Source organism: Mycobacterium sp. OAE908, assembly GCF_017872775.1.
Classification (GTDB): domain Bacteria; phylum Actinomycetota; class Actinomycetes; order Mycobacteriales; family Mycobacteriaceae; genus Mycobacterium.
The window spans coordinates 1,608,272-1,624,213 of sequence record NZ_JAGGJL010000001.1 but is presented as its reverse complement, the minus strand read 5'-3'; the positions used below and the strand labels follow the sequence as shown (position 1 = coordinate 1,624,213).

14 protein-coding genes are annotated in these 15,942 nt (G+C 65.8%); 12 read left to right on the top strand and 2 right to left on the bottom strand.

Features of this window, described 5'->3' with window-relative positions:
• Positions 1 to 164 precede the first annotated feature (164 nt).
• Genes J3E61_RS07910 through J3E61_RS07900 form a run of 3 tightly spaced genes read left to right on the top strand, consistent with a single transcriptional unit; the run spans position 165 to position 2,519 of the window.
• The gene (locus J3E61_RS07910) at positions 165 to 941 is read left to right on the top strand and encodes a 1-acyl-sn-glycerol-3-phosphate acyltransferase (RefSeq protein ID WP_192724680.1); all 777 of its coding nucleotides are present in this window, start codon (positions 165 to 167) and stop codon (positions 939 to 941) included.
• Between the two features lie 4 nt (positions 942 to 945).
• Complete coding sequence (locus J3E61_RS07905) at positions 946 to 1,710, top strand: 1-acyl-sn-glycerol-3-phosphate acyltransferase (RefSeq protein WP_210083186.1); 765 nt, start codon at positions 946 to 948, stop codon at positions 1,708 to 1,710.
• Positions 1,707 to 2,519, top strand: a complete 813-nt coding sequence (locus tag J3E61_RS07900) for a Cof-type HAD-IIB family hydrolase (RefSeq protein WP_192724678.1) — start codon at positions 1,707 to 1,709, stop codon at positions 2,517 to 2,519. Before J3E61_RS07905 ends, J3E61_RS07900 begins: the two co-directional genes overlap by 4 nt.
• Positions 2,520 to 2,530: 11 nt before the next feature.
• On the opposite strand, the gene J3E61_RS07895 is transcribed toward J3E61_RS07900, so the two are convergent.
• Together J3E61_RS07895 and J3E61_RS07890 are read right to left on the bottom strand one after the other, a co-directional pair.
• The gene (locus tag J3E61_RS07895) at positions 2,531 to 4,138 is read right to left on the bottom strand and encodes an LGFP repeat-containing protein (protein WP_210083185.1); all 1,608 of its coding nucleotides are present in this window, start codon (positions 4,136 to 4,138) and stop codon (positions 2,531 to 2,533) included.
• 136 nt (positions 4,139 to 4,274) lie between these two features.
• Positions 4,275 to 5,243 carry a hypothetical protein gene (locus J3E61_RS07890; RefSeq protein WP_192724676.1) on the bottom strand — a complete coding sequence of 323 codons (969 nt, stop codon included), beginning with the start codon at positions 5,241 to 5,243 and terminating at the stop codon, positions 4,275 to 4,277.
• Between the two features lie 180 nt (positions 5,244 to 5,423).
• Between J3E61_RS07890 and glf the strand changes: the two genes are divergently transcribed.
• From glf to J3E61_RS07845, 9 genes are all read left to right on the top strand, one after another.
• Positions 5,424 to 6,638 carry a UDP-galactopyranose mutase gene (glf, locus tag J3E61_RS07885; protein ID WP_210083184.1) on the top strand — a complete coding sequence of 405 codons (1,215 nt, stop codon included), beginning with the start codon at positions 5,424 to 5,426 and terminating at the stop codon, positions 6,636 to 6,638.
• Positions 6,635 to 8,575: a glycosyltransferase gene (locus tag J3E61_RS07880; RefSeq protein ID WP_210083183.1), complete on the top strand. Its 1,941-nt coding sequence runs from the start codon at positions 6,635 to 6,637 to the stop codon at positions 8,573 to 8,575. Before glf ends, J3E61_RS07880 begins: the two co-directional genes overlap by 4 nt.
• Positions 8,568 to 9,092, top strand: a complete 525-nt coding sequence (locus tag J3E61_RS07875) for a phosphatase PAP2 family protein (RefSeq protein ID WP_192724673.1) — start codon at positions 8,568 to 8,570, stop codon at positions 9,090 to 9,092. Before J3E61_RS07880 ends, J3E61_RS07875 begins: the two co-directional genes overlap by 8 nt.
• A gap of 38 nt (positions 9,093 to 9,130) precedes the next feature.
• Positions 9,131 to 10,045 (top strand): decaprenyl-phosphate phosphoribosyltransferase, encoded by a 915-nt coding sequence (locus J3E61_RS07870; RefSeq protein ID WP_192725235.1) that lies wholly within the window; start codon positions 9,131 to 9,133, stop codon positions 10,043 to 10,045.
• 28 nt (positions 10,046 to 10,073) lie between these two features.
• The gene (locus J3E61_RS07865) at positions 10,074 to 12,107 is read left to right on the top strand and encodes a hypothetical protein (protein ID WP_210085472.1); all 2,034 of its coding nucleotides are present in this window, start codon (positions 10,074 to 10,076) and stop codon (positions 12,105 to 12,107) included.
• Between the two features lie 130 nt (positions 12,108 to 12,237).
• The gene (locus tag J3E61_RS07860; RefSeq protein WP_210083182.1) at positions 12,238 to 13,236 is read left to right on the top strand and encodes an esterase family protein; all 999 of its coding nucleotides are present in this window, start codon (positions 12,238 to 12,240) and stop codon (positions 13,234 to 13,236) included.
• 118 nt (positions 13,237 to 13,354) lie between these two features.
• Positions 13,355 to 14,407, top strand: a complete 1,053-nt coding sequence (locus tag J3E61_RS07855; RefSeq protein WP_192724671.1) for an esterase family protein — start codon at positions 13,355 to 13,357, stop codon at positions 14,405 to 14,407.
• A gap of 131 nt (positions 14,408 to 14,538) precedes the next feature.
• On the top strand, positions 14,539 to 15,417 hold the full coding sequence (locus tag J3E61_RS07850; protein WP_192724670.1) for an esterase family protein: 879 nt from the start codon (positions 14,539 to 14,541) through the stop codon (positions 15,415 to 15,417).
• A 51-nt stretch (positions 15,418 to 15,468) separates the two neighbouring features.
• Positions 15,469 to 15,933, top strand: a complete 465-nt coding sequence (locus J3E61_RS07845; RefSeq protein ID WP_192724669.1) for a DUF732 domain-containing protein — start codon at positions 15,469 to 15,471, stop codon at positions 15,931 to 15,933.
• Positions 15,934 to 15,942 lie beyond the last annotated feature (9 nt).

The window sequence follows — 15,942 nt, the reverse complement described above, 5'->3', positions numbered from 1 at the left end:
TTTGCGGTATAGTCGCTCGCGCGAGTCTAGCCCGCCAGCGGGTCCTGATCGTCCTCGGACGAGTCCCACGCCGCGACGACCATCCGGCCCGCTGCGATGCGCTCGACGATCTCCGGAACCGGCACGGGTTCGATGGGAACGCTCACCCGACTAGGCTGCCTGATGTGGAACCGGTATACGGAACTGTCATCCAGCTCGCCCGCCTGGTGTGGCGCGTGCAGGGGCTGAAGTTCACCGTCACCGGCGTGGAGAACCTGCCCCGCACCGGCGGTGCCGTCATCGCGATCAACCACACCAGCTACTTCGACTTCACCTTCGCCGGGCTGCCCGCCTACAAGCAGCACCTCGGCCGCAAGGTCCGGTTCATGGCCAAGAAGGAAGTCTTCGACAGCAAGGTCAGCGGCCCGATCATGCGCAGCCTGCGGCACATCGAGGTGGATCGCCATGACGGCGCCGCGTCGTTCGAGCACGCCTGCCGTGCGCTCAAGGACGGCGAACTGGTCGGCGTCTATCCAGAGGCCACGATCAGCCGCAGCTTTGAGATCAAGGAGTTCAAGTCCGGGGCAGCCCGAATGGCCCTGGCCTGCGACGTGCCGATCGTGCCGCACATCGTCTGGGGCGCGCAGCGCATCTGGACCAAGGGCCACCCGAAGAAGATGTGGCGCCCGAAGGTGCCGATCACCGTCGCGGTCGGCGAGCCGATCATGCCGACCCTGCCGGCAACGGAGCTGACGGCGCTGCTGCACTCTCGGATGCAGCATCTGCTCGAACGGGTGCAAGACGAATACGGCCCGCATCCGCCCGGCGAGTTCTGGGTGCCACACCGGCTGGGCGGGGGAGCACCGACGCTGGCCGAGGCCAACCGGATGGATGCCGAGGAGGCGGCAGAGAAAGCCGCCCGTCGCGCGCAACGAGCCGACCCCACCGAGGCGCCGGGGTAGCAGCATGGAGCCGGTTTTCCGCGCGCTCGAGATTGCCGTCGACACAGCGACCAAAGTCATCGGGACGACGATCACCTACCAGGGTCTGGAAAACATCCCGGAAAGCGGCGGTGCCGTCATCGCGATCAACCACACGAGCTACCTCGACTGGGCCCCTGCGGCGCTGGCCGCCTACCAGCGGCGCCGACGGATGCGGTTCATGATCAAGGCGGAGATGCAGGACGTGAAGGTCGTCAACTTCCTGATCAAGCACTCCGGCACCATCCCCGTGGACCGCCGCGCCGGCGCAGGTGCGTACGCCGTCGCAGTCGACCGACTGAGGGCCGGTGAAATCGTCGGGGTGTACCCAGAAGCGACCATCAGCCGCAGCTTCGAACTGAAGGAGTTCAAGACGGGCGCAGCCAGGATGGCCCGCGATGCCGACGTGCCGATCATCCCGCTGATCGTGTGGGGGGTGCACCGGCGCTGGACCAAGGATCACCCAAAAGACATGCGGCGCAAGAGCAAAATCCCGGTGACTGTCGCGGTGGGAGCTCCTCTGCGTGCGTCGGCCACCATGGATGAGACAAGCGATGCGATGCGCGAGGCGATGACGGTATTGCTGCACAAGGTGCAGCTGGACTATCCGCATCCCGAGGGTGCGTATTGGGTGCCGCGTCGGTTGGGCGGCAGCGCACCGACTTTGGCACAGGCCAAGGCGCTTGACGAGGCGGAGTTGGCCGAGCGTGCGCGTAAGCGGGCCGAGCGTGAGGCGAAGAGTCACCGGTGACTCCTGACCTCATTGCCTCCGACGTGGACGGCACGCTGCTCGACGACGATGAGAAGGTCACTGCCCGAACTCGCGAGGCCGTATCGGCGGCCGTCGCTGCCGGCGCGACTTTTGTGCTCGCCACCGGTCGCCCGCCGCGCTGGGTGCAGCCCGTGGTCGATGCGCTGGGCTTCGCCCCAATGGCGGTGTGCGCCAACGGCGCAGTGATATACGACCCCGCCACCGACCGCATCGTGTCGGCCCGCACACTTTCCGCCGACGTGCTTGGTGAGTTGGCTGAGATCGCCACCCGCGTCATCCCCGGCGCGGGGCTGGCCGTCGAGCGCGTCGGCACCAGCGCGCACGACGCCGCCACCCCGCAGTTCGTCAGCTCACCCGGTTATGAACATGCCTGGTTGAACCCCGACAACACCGAGGTGTCCATCGAGGATCTGCTCAGCGCCCCCGCGGTCAAGCTGCTGATCCGTAAGTCCGGTGCCCGCAGCTCCGAAATGGCCGAGGCGTTGGCCAAACATGTTGGGCAACAGGGCGATCTCACGTATTCTACCAACAATGGCCTTATCGAGGTCGTTCCGCTCGGCATCAGCAAGGCCACCGGCGTCGAGGAGCTAGCGCGCCCCCTGGGAATCACCGCCGAGCGCGTCGTCGCATTCGGTGACATGCCCAACGATGTGCCGATGTTGTCCTGGGCCGGCCTCGGCGTCGCGATGGGTAACGCCCATCCGGATGCGGTGGCCGCGGCCAACGAGGTCACCGCGCCCAACACCGAAGACGGTCTCGCGCGCGTGCTCGAACGCTGGTGGGGCTGACGGGCGGAAGACTAGGCCGGGTTGATCGGCCTGAACCGCTCGAGCTGAATGGGCGCGGCCTCGATCGAGGGCGGCGGCAATTCCAATGGGACGCCGTCGATTACCCGCGTCACCGTACCCTTCTCGCGATCGAAGTTCAGTGTGCCGTGCTGGAAGTTCTGCACGATCCACTGCGGCTCCTGGATCTCCCCGCTGGTCGGCAGGCCGAGTGCGCCGCGCTCGAAGCCCAGCGATCCCCATGCCTTGTAGATTTCACCGGTGACGGGCTCGGCTCCGCTCTGCGGCGACCAGTAGATCGCACCCTTGTCGAACGTGACGTAACGTGCCGCACCTTCGCCCGATGCCTCCGGCGAGGTGGGCTTGCCCAGCAGGCTGTTCATCCCGCCCATCGTGTCCCACCGCGCGAAAATCGCTCCGCCGCGCAGGGATTCGGCCAGGTCTGCGGGACCCGGCGGGTCGTTGAACCGCGCCGCGATATCGCGCAGTTGGTCCATCAGTGCATACGCCTCGTTGCCGGGACAGTCGGTGTTGCCGACGTCGCGGTGGGTGAAGATCGTCGGCAGCGTCGGCGTCGCACCCGTTGGGAACTTGGTGAATGACCCACCCGCAGAAGGCAATACCACCGTGCCGCGAGGATCGATGTGGTCAAGGCCGAGTCGCCAGCCGATCAGGCGGGCGACGGTGCGCAGCTGAATCGGAGTCGGTGGCACGGTGTCGAAGTCGCCGAGCATCGCCACGCCCCAGGTGTTTCGGTTGAAACCGCCGGTGTGTGAACCCTCGACCGGTTTGTCCATGCCGCCGGCGCGGCCCTCGAATACCTGACCGTATTTGTCGACCAACGCGTTGTAGGCGATGTCGCACCAACCCAGCGTGCGGGTGTGGTACTCGTAGATCGACCGGACGATGCCTGCCGAATCCTCCGGAGCATAGTCGTTGCTGCCTGCGGTGTGATGGACCACGGCGGCCCGAATTCCATTGTCGTACACGGTATTACCGCACCGCATTCCCTCATCGGCGCCCCACTGCGCGCGGTTGATGATGTTGGGGGGCTGGCCGGGAACGGTGACGGCCGACGGCAGCGGCAACGTGTCAACGGGTGCCTGCGGCGGGCTGATCAGCACCGCGTTGATGTTCTGTGCGAACGGCTGCTCGACATTGGCGGGTATGTACCCGAGGCCGGGCTTGGCAGGTGCAGTCGTCGGCCCGGCGGTAGGCGCCGACCCGGCCGGTCTGGTAACCGAGATCTGCACCGTGGTGGTGCGGCCGACGAAGATGGGCTCAGTGCCGCGCGGCGCAGCAGAGTCGGGGCCGACGCCTTCGAGTGTCTCGGCGTCGTACCAGGGACCCCACGACCCGTCAGCCTTCTTGGCCCTGACCTTCGCCGTGGTGCCGCTCAGGTCGTCCGACGTCAGCGCCACCATCGAGAACGGCGTGTCCTGATGGACCTCGCGGAGCGTCTCGCCCCCGCCGACCCCGGACAGCGACTGCTGTGCGACCTGTGGCGCCTGGCTTGCCTGCTTGTCGTCGCCGGGCAGCCCGTTGACCGCCAGCGGCAGCATCACGACTGTTGCCGCCACCGCGGTGAACAGCAGCGACGGCGCGGGACGACGGCACGACACGGCCCGATGTTACGTATGTGTCAGTTGTTACCAGTGTTTCGACACGGTAGTTGCCGTGACTAAATGCACACCGCAACCTGCAACGGCACCGCAGAGCCTTGAAGGCGTTTCTGCGGTGCCGTCTGGTTGCAGGTCTTTACAGGCCGGGGATGAGCCCGGGGCCCGGGATTTCCGGTGCTCCCGCCGGCAGGGCGGCAGCCGCTGCGGGGATGGCCGACGTGGCCGCCGCAGCCGCATCCGCTGCCGGAGCGCCCGCCGGCTTGACCGCTGACATGATCGCCGGCATCAAAACTCCCTTGAGCAGGTCGATCGCCTGGCCCGCGCCAAGCTGGTTGGCGGCGCTTGACAGGTCGCCGAGCAGTCCACCGCTGCCGCCGGTGGCAGCAGGAGCAGCCGCCAGCGACGGATCACCGAGGAGCGGGTAGGTGCCCGCGGCCGGATCCAGCCCGATCGGTGCGGAGATCGGCACCTCGCCGGGCGCGGGCAGGGCCCCCGCGTTGGAGATCGGCGAAGCCAGCGCCGGATCCACGGCGCCGGCAGCCGGAGTGGTGAGACCCGGCGTCGCCAGCCCGGGAACTTGACCCGTCGGGCTGGTCAGCGCCGGGTTCGTCAGCGCGGGGTTGCTCAGCGCGGGATCCGTAAGGGCAGGACCCGTCGCGGTGACTCCCGGCAGGGTGGCGCTGGGCGCCGTCAGGCCTGGTGTCGTCAGACCCGGTGTCGTCAGACCTGGCGTGGTCAGACCTGGCGTGGTCAGGCCCGGTGTGGTCAGGCCCGGTGTGGTCAACCCGGGGGCGGTCAGGCCCGGTGTGGTGAGGCCAGGAGAGGTCAACGACGCGGGCGTGCTCGAGCCCGAGCCGGTCAGCAGACCCGTCGGCATCGGGGGCAGGTTGACCCCGAATTGCGACAGGCCCTGCGACAGCGCCGACATCAGCTCGTTGGGCAGGTCGGTGATCATTGCGGCCTGGACGAACTGGCGGTGCTGCGTCGGTGGCTCGGCGCTGTCGGACAAGTCGGACACGGCGATAACTGCTGCTGGACTCGCGACTGCCAGGGCGGCGACCGCGCTCATGGCTGTGGAAAGCCTGCGTCGACGTCGGTTCGGCACGGAAGTCTCCTCAATATATGGACTACGTCTGGTACGTGGGCTTGGCAACTGCGCCAAGAACTAACGTGATCGACGGTACTGGTGTGACTAGTGAGACCAAAGTGGCGATACGGAATTGTGAGCCGATCGCAACCTTCGGCCCTCCGTGGATTCGGGGCGCGCCGGAGCGGTCGGATACCCTTGCTGCCGATGACCGCTCGTTTTGATCTATTTGTCGTCGGTTCCGGGTTTTTCGGTCTGACGATTGCCGAGCGCGTGGCGACGCAACTGGACAAGCGTGTCCTCGTAGTCGAGCGCCGCCCGCACATCGGCGGCAACGCGTACTCCGAACCCGAGCCGCAGACCGGTATCGAGGTGCACAAGTACGGCGCACACCTGTTCCACACCTCCAATCAGCGGGTGTGGGACTACGTGCGCCAGTTCACCGAGTTCACCGGCTACCAGCACCGCGTCTTCGCGCTGCACAACGGCCAGGCGTACCAGTTCCCGATGGGCCTTGGTCTGGTGTCGCAGTTCTTCGGCAAGTACTTCACCCCCGACGAAGCGCGCCAGCTGATCAAGGAGCAGTCGGCCGAGATCAAGACCGAAGACGCGCAGAACCTCGAGGAAAAGGCGATCTCGCTGATCGGCCGACCGCTCTACGAGGCGTTCGTCAAGGGCTACACCGCCAAGCAGTGGCAGACCGACCCCAAGGAACTGCCCGCAGCCAACATCACCCGGCTGCCGGTTCGCTACACCTTCGACAACCGCTACTTCAACGACACCTACGAGGGTCTGCCCGCCGACGGCTACACCGCCTGGCTGAAGAACATGGCGGCCGACGACCGCATCGAGGTGCGGCTGGATACCGACTGGTTCGACGTGCGCGACGGGCTGCGGGCGGAAAGTCCCGACGCGCCCGTGGTCTACACCGGCCCGCTGGACCGCTACTTCGACTACGCCGACGGCCGGTTGGGTTGGCGCACACTCGATTTCGAGGTCGAGGTCCTGGACACCGGTGATTTCCAGGGCACCCCGGTGATGAACTACAACGACGAAGACGTGCCCTACACCCGCATCCACGAGTTCCGGCACTTCCACCCGGAGCGGGCCTATCCGACCGACAAGACGGTGATCATGCGGGAGTACTCCCGATTCGCCGATGCCGAGGACGAGCCCTATTACCCGATCAACACCGAAGCCGACCGGGCTGTGCTCGGCGCGTACCGTGCGCGGGCCAAGGCCGAGACGGCATCATCGAAGGTGTTGTTCGGCGGCCGGCTGGGCACCTACCAGTACCTCGACATGCACATGGCGATCGCCAGTGCGCTGAATATGTACGACAACACACTCGCGCCGCACCTGCGTGACGGCGCCCCCCTGACCGAAAACGGCACAGAAAGCAACAGCGCATGAGTGACATCCCGTCCGGCGCGCTCGACGCCGCGGAATCCAAGGCGGTCAGCCTTCTCTCCCGTGTCATCCTGCCGAGACCGGGCGAGCCGCTGGACGTCCGCAAGCTGTACATCGAGGAGTCGGACACCAACGCCAGGCGCGCGCATGCGCCGACCCGCACCACGCTCGAGATCGGCGCGGAGTCCGAGGTCTCGTTCGCCACCTACTTCAACGGCTTTCCCGCCAGCTACTGGCGGCGTTGGTCGGTGCTCGAGTCGGTTGTGCTGCGCGTCGAGTTGACCGGCAGTGCCCGCGTCGACGTCTACCGGTCCAAGGCCACCGGCGCCCGGATCACGGTCGGCGGCGCGCCGGCCTCCAGCGGTGACTCCGACGAACCCGCGGTGGTCGAGTTCGAGATCGGTCTCGATCCGTTCGAGGACGGCGGCTGGATCTGGTTCGACATCACCACCAATTCCAAGGTCACTTTGCACAGCGCCGGTTGGTACGCGCCGGTGCCTGCGCCGGGCCGGGCCAACGTCGCAGTCGGCATCCCGACGTTCAACCGGCCCGCCGACTGCGTCAACGCGCTGGCCGCGCTGACCTCAGATCCGTTGGTGGACAACGTCATCGGCGCGGTGATCGTGTCCGACCAGGGTACCCAGAAAGCCGTCGACCACCCAGGCTTCGCCGCGGCGGCCGCAGCGCTGGGCAACCGGCTGACCATCCACAACCAGCCCAACCTCGGCGGCTCCGGTGGATACAGCCGGGTGATGTACGAGGCGCTGAAAAACACTGACTGCGAACAGATCCTGTTCATGGACGACGACATCCGCATCGAGCCCGACTCGATCCTGCGGGCATTGGCGATGAACCGGTTCGCCAAGACGCCGACACTGGTCGGCGGTCAGATGCTCAATCTGCAGGAGCCGTCGCATCTACACGTGATGGGCGAGATGGTCGACGCAGAGAACTTCATGTGGACCAACGCCGTCAACACCGAGTACGACCACAACTTCGCGAAGTATCGGCTCAACGACGAAGAGGAATACCGCAGCCGACTGCTGCACCGCCGCATCGACGTCGACTACAACGGCTGGTGGATGTGCATGATCCCGCGCCAGGTCGCCGAGGAGCTCGGCCAGCCGCTGCCCCTGTTCATCAAGTGGGACGACGCCGACTACGGGTTGCGCGCCGGTGAGCACGGCTATCCGACCGTCACGCTGCCCGGTGCCGCGATCTGGCACATGGCGTGGAGCGACAAGGACGACGCCATCGATTGGCAGGCCTACTTCCATCTGCGCAACCGATTGGTTGTCGCGGCCATGCACTGGGACGGCAACGTCATGGGGCTGCTGGCGAGCCACCTCAAGGCGACGTTCAAACACCTGCTCTGCCTTGAGTATTCGACCGTCGCGATTCAGAACAAGGCGATGGACGATTTCCTGGCCGGCCCGGAGCACATCTTCTCGATTCTGGAATCGGCGCTGCCCGAGGTACGCAAGATGCGCCAGGGCTACCCAGACGCCGTGGTGCTGCCGGGTGCCACAGCCCTGCCGCCACCGTCGGATAAGCGCTGGCGCAAGAAGGTCACCATCCCGACGAACGCGTTGTCGATCTCGTACCGGTTGACCCGCGGCGTCATTCATCAGCTCAAGGCGCACGACCCCGAGCACCATCGCCGCCCGCAGGTCAATGTCGCGACGCAGGACGCCCGGTGGTTCTCGCTGTGCCGGGTCGACGGCGTCACGGTCACCACCGCCGACGGTCGCGGAGTGGTCTATCGCCAGCGTGACCGCGCGAAAATGTTTGAGCTGCTTCGTGAGTCGCTGCGGCGGCAGTTGCTCCTCGCCCGCAAGTTCAACAAGATGCGCAGGGTCTACCGCGAGGCGCTCCCGGTGCTGTCGAGCAAGCAGAAATGGGAAACGGTGCTGCTGGAATCGTCGCCGGCCAATGGCTGACGAGCCTCGAGGCGAGGAAGCCGCGCTGGTGGCCGTGCAGTCGGCGCTGGCCGACCGGCCCGGTGTGCTGGCAGGTGCACGTGCACTCTCGCATTTCGGCGAGCACAGCATCGGCTGGGTGGCGGTTTCCGCGCTGGGCGCGCTGCTGCAACCGCGCCGCCGCAAGGCGTGGCTTGCGGTAGGCGCGGGAGCGTTCATCGCGCACGCCGCCGCCGTGGTGATCAAGCGGGTGGTCAAGCGGGAGCGCCCGCACCACCCGGCAGTCGCCGTCAACGTCGGCACCCCGAGCCGGTTGAGCTTCCCTTCTGCGCACGCCACGTCCACCACTGCAGCGTCGATCTTGCTGGCGCGCACCACCGGCCTGCCGTTGCCTGTGGTGCTGGTGCCGCCGATGGCGTTGTCCCGCTTGGTTCTTGGCGTGCATTACCCCAGCGACGTGCTCACCGGCGTCGCGGTCGGGGCGGTGGTCGCGAAGACGGTCGGAGCCGTCGCTGATCGGGTTGGAGGGGATCGATGAGCATCTCAAGTGACAGCAGTGCAGAGAGCGCCCAGCAGATGAGTGAAGAACCGGCACCGGTCAAGGGCCCACCAAAGAATCTCGTCACCGGCGTCATCAAGGCGATCCGGCCGCGGCAGTGGATGAAGAACCTACTGGTGCTGCTGGCACCGGTGGCCGCGCTCGGCGGGAACGTTCACTACGACTATCGCGAGGTCGCGGTCAAAGTCTTGATCGCGTTCGTGGCGTTCTCATTGGCCGCCTCGACGGTGTATCTGGTCAACGACGTCCGCGATGTCGAAGCGGACCGCCAGCACCCGACGAAGCGGTTCCGGCCGATCGCGGCGGGCGTGGTGCCGGTCTGGCTTGCCTATACCGTCGCGGTCGTGCTCGGCGTTGCGGCACTGGGCATTTCGTACCTGGCCTCGCTGAACCTCGTGATCGTGATCGCGATCTACATCGCGATGCAGATGGCTTACTGCTTCGGACTCAAGCATCAGGCCGTGCTCGACATCTGCATCGTGTCCTCTGCTTACCTGATTCGCGCGATTGCAGGTGGCGCTGCAACGGGTATCCCGCTGTCGCAGTGGTTCCTGTTGGTGATGACCTTCGGGTCGCTGTTCATGGTGGCCGGAAAGCGTTACGCCGAACTACAACTCGCCGAGCGAACCGGCGCCAAGATCCGCAAGTCGCTCGAGAGCTACACCGCTTCTTACCTGCGGTTCGTCTGGACACTGTCGGCGGGGGCGATGGTGTTGTGCTATGCGCTATGGGCCTTCGAGCGCGACGGCACCAACGCGTCCTGGTATGCGGTGACCATCATTCCGATCACGATCGCAGTCCTCCGTTACGCGGTTGACGTCGACGGCGGGTTGGCCGGTGAGCCGGAGGAGATCGCGTCGAAGGACCGTGTGCTGCAACTCCTCCTGCTGGCGTGGATCGGAACCATCGGTGCCGCAGTCTTCCTCAGCTGAGCGAATCCGGACTCCGGCCGCTGAGCGCCTGGCCCGGTGGCCGGCGTTTCCGTATGACGTGACGGCACGCATCAGCCTGTGGCTCGGCGTGGTCGTGGTCTGCGCACTGTTCGGCTGGGGTGCGTGGGAGCGTCGCTGGATCGCCGACGACGGCCTGATCGTGTTGCGCACGGTGCGAAACCTCTTGGCAGGCAACGGTCCGGTGTTCAACGCGGGCGAGCGCGTGGAGGCCAACACGTCGACGATCTGGACCTACCTGATCACCCTCGGTGGTTGGGTCGGCGGCCCGGTGCGGCTTGAGTACGTCGCGCTGGTCGTCGCGCTGGTGCTCAGTGTCACCGGCATGGCGCTGGCGATGCTCGGCGCGGGCAGGCTCTACGCCCCCGGGCTGCGCGGTCGACGCGCGCTGCTGCTGCCTGCGGGCGCGCTGGTCTACATCGCGGTTCCGCCCGCCCGCGACTTCGCCACGTCCGGTCTCGAAAACGGTTTGGTGATGGCGTATTTGGGCCTGCTGTGGTGGATGATGGTCTGCTGGTCGCAGGCCTTGCGCGCCGTTTCCGTCCCCCAACAGCAACCGATGCCGCGTCGCGGCGCCCCCCCGACGCTCCGCAGAGCGCCTTATGCGGGCCCGCCCGTGCCGCCGCCCGCCACCAATGTCGTCAGCCGATATTTCGATGCGGCACTGGCGTTCGTCGCGGGGCTGAGCGTCCTGGTGCGTCCGGAGTTGGCGCTCATCGGCGGGCTCGCACTGGTCATGATGCTCGTGGCCGCCCGTGGCTGGCGACGGCGCGTGCTGATCATCGTCGCGGGCGGCCTGCTACCGGTGGGCTATCAGATCTTCCGGATGGGCTATTACGGCCTGCTCTACCCGAGCACGGCCATCGCCAAGGATGCGTCGGGATCCAAATGGACACAAGGCTTTGTGTACCTGGCCAACTTCAACCGTCCATATCTGCTGTGGGCTCCTGCGATACTGCTCGTCGGGCTCGGCCTGGTCGCGTTGGCCACTCGCGGCAGGCCGTGGTGGATCCGCCGCGCAACGCCACCCGGCTACACCTGGTTGGCGCGTAGAGTGCAAAGCCCTTCTGCTGTCGTGATTTTCATGCTGGTCAGTGGGCTGCTGCAGGCCATCTACTGGATTCGCCAGGGCGGCGACTTCATGCACGGCCGTGTGCTGCTCACACCGTTGTTCTGTCTGCTGGCGCCGGTGGCCGTCATCCCCATGGCGCTGCCCGACGGTGCTCAAATGCCAAGGGGCCCAGCATATTTGTTCGCCGGCGCGACGGGTGTGCTGTGGCTCGCGGTGGCGGCGTGGTCGCTGTGGGCTGCCAACTCGCCCGGGATGGGGTCCGACGCGACCCGCGTCACCTACACCGGCATCGTCGACGAACGCCGGTTCTACTCGCAGGCGACCGGCAACCCGCATCCGTTGACCGCCGCTGACTACCTTGACTATCCGCGTATGCGGGCTGTGCTGGTCGCGTTGAACAACACTCCGGACGGCGCGCTGCTGCTGCCGTCGGGCAACTATGACCAATGGGACGTGGTGCCCGCCGTTCCGCCGCCGCCCGACATGCCTGCCGATGTGCGCAAGGACTACAAAGGCCCGCACACAGTGTTTTTCACCAACCTCGGCATGCTTGGCATGAACGTCGGGTTGGACGTGCGGGTCCTCGACCAGATCGGCCTGGCAAACCCGTTGGCGGCGCACACGCAACGCCTGACCGACGGCCGCATCGGACACGACAAGAACCTGTTTCCCGACTGGGCCGTGGCCGACGGGCCGTTCCTGACGATGCCGCCGTTCATTCCGCCCTACCTGGACGAGGACTGGGTGCTACAGGCCAGGGCCGCGCTGAAGTGCCCCGCGACCGACGCCATGCTGACCGCGGTGCGTGGTCCGATGGGTCTGCGAAGGTTCGCGTCCAACCTGTTGCACTCGCCAGAATTCACCAGTTACCGAATTAATCGCGTTCCGATGTATGAGCTCGTCCGCTGCGGACTCGAAATACCGCCACCAAAGGGCGCGCCCTATACCGGCATGCCCGCGACGGGACCGTGACGTTCAGCGATTTGTTAGGTGGCCCACTTTTCTGGGAATTGGGTAACGCCGCAGCCATGTTGGCGCGATAGCCACCTCGAGACCGCCGTTGCTACGGCGTACATACGTGAACGGACGGTAGAAGCAACAGATGCCCAGGCCATCGGCGCTCAACGCTGTGCCTTTTCGGCTTCGCCGCCTGCTTGCGGTCACCGCCGCGCTGCTGACGCTGCCCGCGCTGTTGGTCGTCGTCGGCGGAACCCCGCACGCCAACGCGTTCTCGCGTGAGGGTCTGCCCGTCGAATATCTCGACGTGTACTCGACGTCGATGGGCCGCAACGTCCGCGTTCAGTTCCAGCCCGCAGGCGCCGCCTCGAACAAGGCTGTCTACCTGCTCGACGGCATGCGTGCACGTGACGACTACAACGGCTGGGATATCGAAACCCCGGCTTTCGAGTGGTTTTACAACTCCGGCGTTGCGGTGGTGATGCCCGTCGGCGGGCAGTCCAGCTTCTATTCCGACTGGTATTCGCCGTCGAGCTTCAACAACCAGGGCTACACCTATAAGTGGGAGACGTTTCTCACAACTGAGCTTCCGCAGTGGCTGGCGACCAACAAGCAGATCTCGATGACGGGCAACGGCGTTGTCGGACTGTCGATGTCGGGTGGTGCGGCGCTGATTCTGTCCGCATACCACCCGTCACAGTTCAAATACGCCGCGTCGTTGTCGGGCTTCTTGAACCCTTCGGCGCTGTTGATGCAGCAGGCCATCCGCGTCGCGATGCTGGATGCGGGCAGCTACAACGTCGACAACATGTGGGGCGCGCCTTGGGATTCCGCGTGGAAACGCAACGACCCGATCCAGCAGGTGACGCGCATCGTCGGCAACGGAACGAGGCTGTGGATCTACTGCGCGCCCGGTGGTAACAGCCCCGTCAATACGAACCCCGATCCGAATCAGCAATTCAACGCAGACAGCCTCGAAGGCATGGCGCTGAAGAGCAACAAGGACTTTCAGGAGGCCTACGCCAAGGCCGGAGGCAACAACGCCACCTTTGTATTTCCAACCGCGGGTAACCACGCGTGGCCGTACTGGGGTCAGCAGTTGATGTCACTGAAACCAGACCTGATCGCGACCCTCAACGGGTGAGGAGCGACCAGGGACAATACACGCTGAATAGAGGGATGACAGCAAGTTGTGGTTGACTGCACGGGCACGGCGCCTCGTGTCTGCTGTGCGGCATTCGACAGATGGGATAGGTAGAAGCATGAAGTTCGTTGGGAAGATGCGCGGCGCCTGGGTGCGTCGGCTCACGATTGCGGCCATGGCCGCCGCCGTGTTGCCCGGCCTCGTAGGTGTCGTCGGCGGCTCGGCGACTGCGGGGGCTTTCTCTCGTCCGGGTCTGCCGGTCGAGTACCTCCAGGTTCCGTCAGCGGGGATGGGACGCGATATCAAGGTGCAGTTCCAGAGCGGCGGGCCGAATTCACCGGCCGTGTACCTGCTCGATGGTCTGCGCGCACAGGATGACTTCAACGGCTGGGACATCAACACCGCGGCCTTTGAGTGGTACCTCAACTCGGGCCTTTCGGTGGTCATGCCGGTCGGCGGCCAGTCCAGCTTCTACAGCGACTGGTATTCGCCTGCGTGCAGCAAGAAGACCGGCGCCTGCCAGACCTACAAGTGGGAGACGTTCCTGACTCAGGAGCTGCCCGCATACCTCGCTTCTCAGAAGCAGGTCAAGCCGACCGGCAGCGCCGTTGTCGGTCTTTCGATGGCAGGTTCGGCAGCGCTGACGCTGGCGATCTACCACCCGGAGCAGTTCCCGTACGCGGCTTCGCTGTCCGGCTTCCTGAACCTGTCCGAGGGTTGGTGGCCGATGCTGGTCAACATCTCGATGGGTGACGCAGGCGGCTACAAGGCCGACGACATGTGGGGCAAGACCGAGGACGCGAACAGCGCATGGAAGCGCAACGATCCGATGGTGCAGATGTCGACGCTGGTCGCCAACAACACCCGCATCTGGGTGTACTGCGGTAACGGCACCCCGAACGACCTGAGCGCGGGTCTGTCGGCGGGCAACCTGTTCAACGCCAAGTTCCTGGAGGGCTTCACTCTCCGCACGAACAAGACGTTCCAGGAGAACTATCTCGCCGCCGGCGGTCGCAACGGCGTGTTCAACTTCCCGTCCGACGGCGTGCACGACTGGCCTTACTGGGGTCAGCAGCTGCAGCAGATGAAGCCCGACATCCAGCGGGTGCTCGGCGCAACGCCGCAAGCGGCTCCGGCGGCCCAGGCCGCCGCAGCCACCAACGGCGGCTAATCGCAACAGCAATACGTTCGACGGCGGCGATCCCCTCGGGGGTCGCCGCCGTGCTCGTTTCGGGAGCGCCCTGTCCCGTCAATATGATTCACTACCTCCGGCGGGGACCAATGCGACGTGAGGTGGGCTTTATGCGTGGGTGGGTAAGAGCGCTCTTGACCGTTGTGCTTGCCGCGGGACTGTGGACCGCCACAGCACCGACCGCCAGCGCCCAGGTCGAAATGCTGATGGTCCCTTCGGCTGCCATGGGCCGCGACATCCCCGTCGCCTTCCAGGCCGGTGGCCCGCATATGGTCGTCCTCCTCGACGCGTTCAATGCCGCGCCGGACGTCAGCAACTGGGTGACGGCAGGCAACGCGATGAACACGCTCGCGGGCAAGGGCATCTCGGTGGCCGCACCTGCAGGCGGCGCGTGGAGCCTCTACACCGACTGGGAGCAGGACGGCTCCATGCAATGGGAGACCTTCCTGGCCAACGAGCTGCCCGACTGGCTGGCCGCCAACAAGGGCCTGGCGCCGGGCGGACACGGCATCGTCGGCGCCGCCCAGGGCGGCACGGGTGCGCTGACGATCGCGACGTTCCATCCCGACCGCTACCGCTTCGCCGGCTCGCTGTCGGGGTTCCTCACCCCGTCCAACACCTATACCAACGGCGCAATCACCGCTGGGCTGGCGCAGTTCGGCGGCGTCGACACCCGCAATATGTGGGGATTGCCACAGCTGGGCCGGTGGAAGTGGCACGACCCCGACGTGCACGTGCAGCTGCTTGCGGACAACAACACACGGCTGTGGGTGATGAGCCCGTCGACGCTGAGCTGCAGCGACCCCGCCGCGATGATCGGCTACTGCGATCAGGCCCAGGGCAGTAACCGCACGTTCTACCAGCACTACCGCAACGTCGGCGGGCACAACGGGCACTTCGACTTCCCCGACGGCCCTCAACACGACTGGGGTACCTGGTCGGGTCAGCTCGGCGCGATGTCGGGCGAACTCGCCGCCACGATCAAGTAGGCACGATCTCGGTCGACCGGTTCGCTCAGCGGCAGCCGGTACCTTGGAGGAGTGCTGCACGCCGAACGACGACCGAGGTGTCTAGCAACCTTTTTTGGTTGCTCGGCGACCACGTTGCTTGTCGCTTCGTCGGCGGCCCTGCTGACTGGATGCTCCGTCGCCGATGACGTGATGGCAACCGTCGGCATGCCGGTATCGCAGACCGCGCCCGCCCCCGAGCAACCGCAGGGTGATACCAACGCAATGGTCGTCACCGGCCAGCAGCGCGCCTACCTCGACTCGCTGAACGCCGCGGGAGTCAAGCCGTCGAGCGACCTGATGGCCCTGCGCATCGGGTCCTATGTGTGCCAGGCCCGCGCCGCCAAGCAGAGTGATCAGGCGGTGTGGGATGTCGTTGTGCCGCTGGTGCGCGGCGACGTGCGCACCGCACACATGAGCTCCGCCGTGCCCTCTGCCGATGAGGTTGATGCGGCGACCGCTGACTACATTCGGATCGCAACCGACAAACTCTGCTAGCAGGAAACA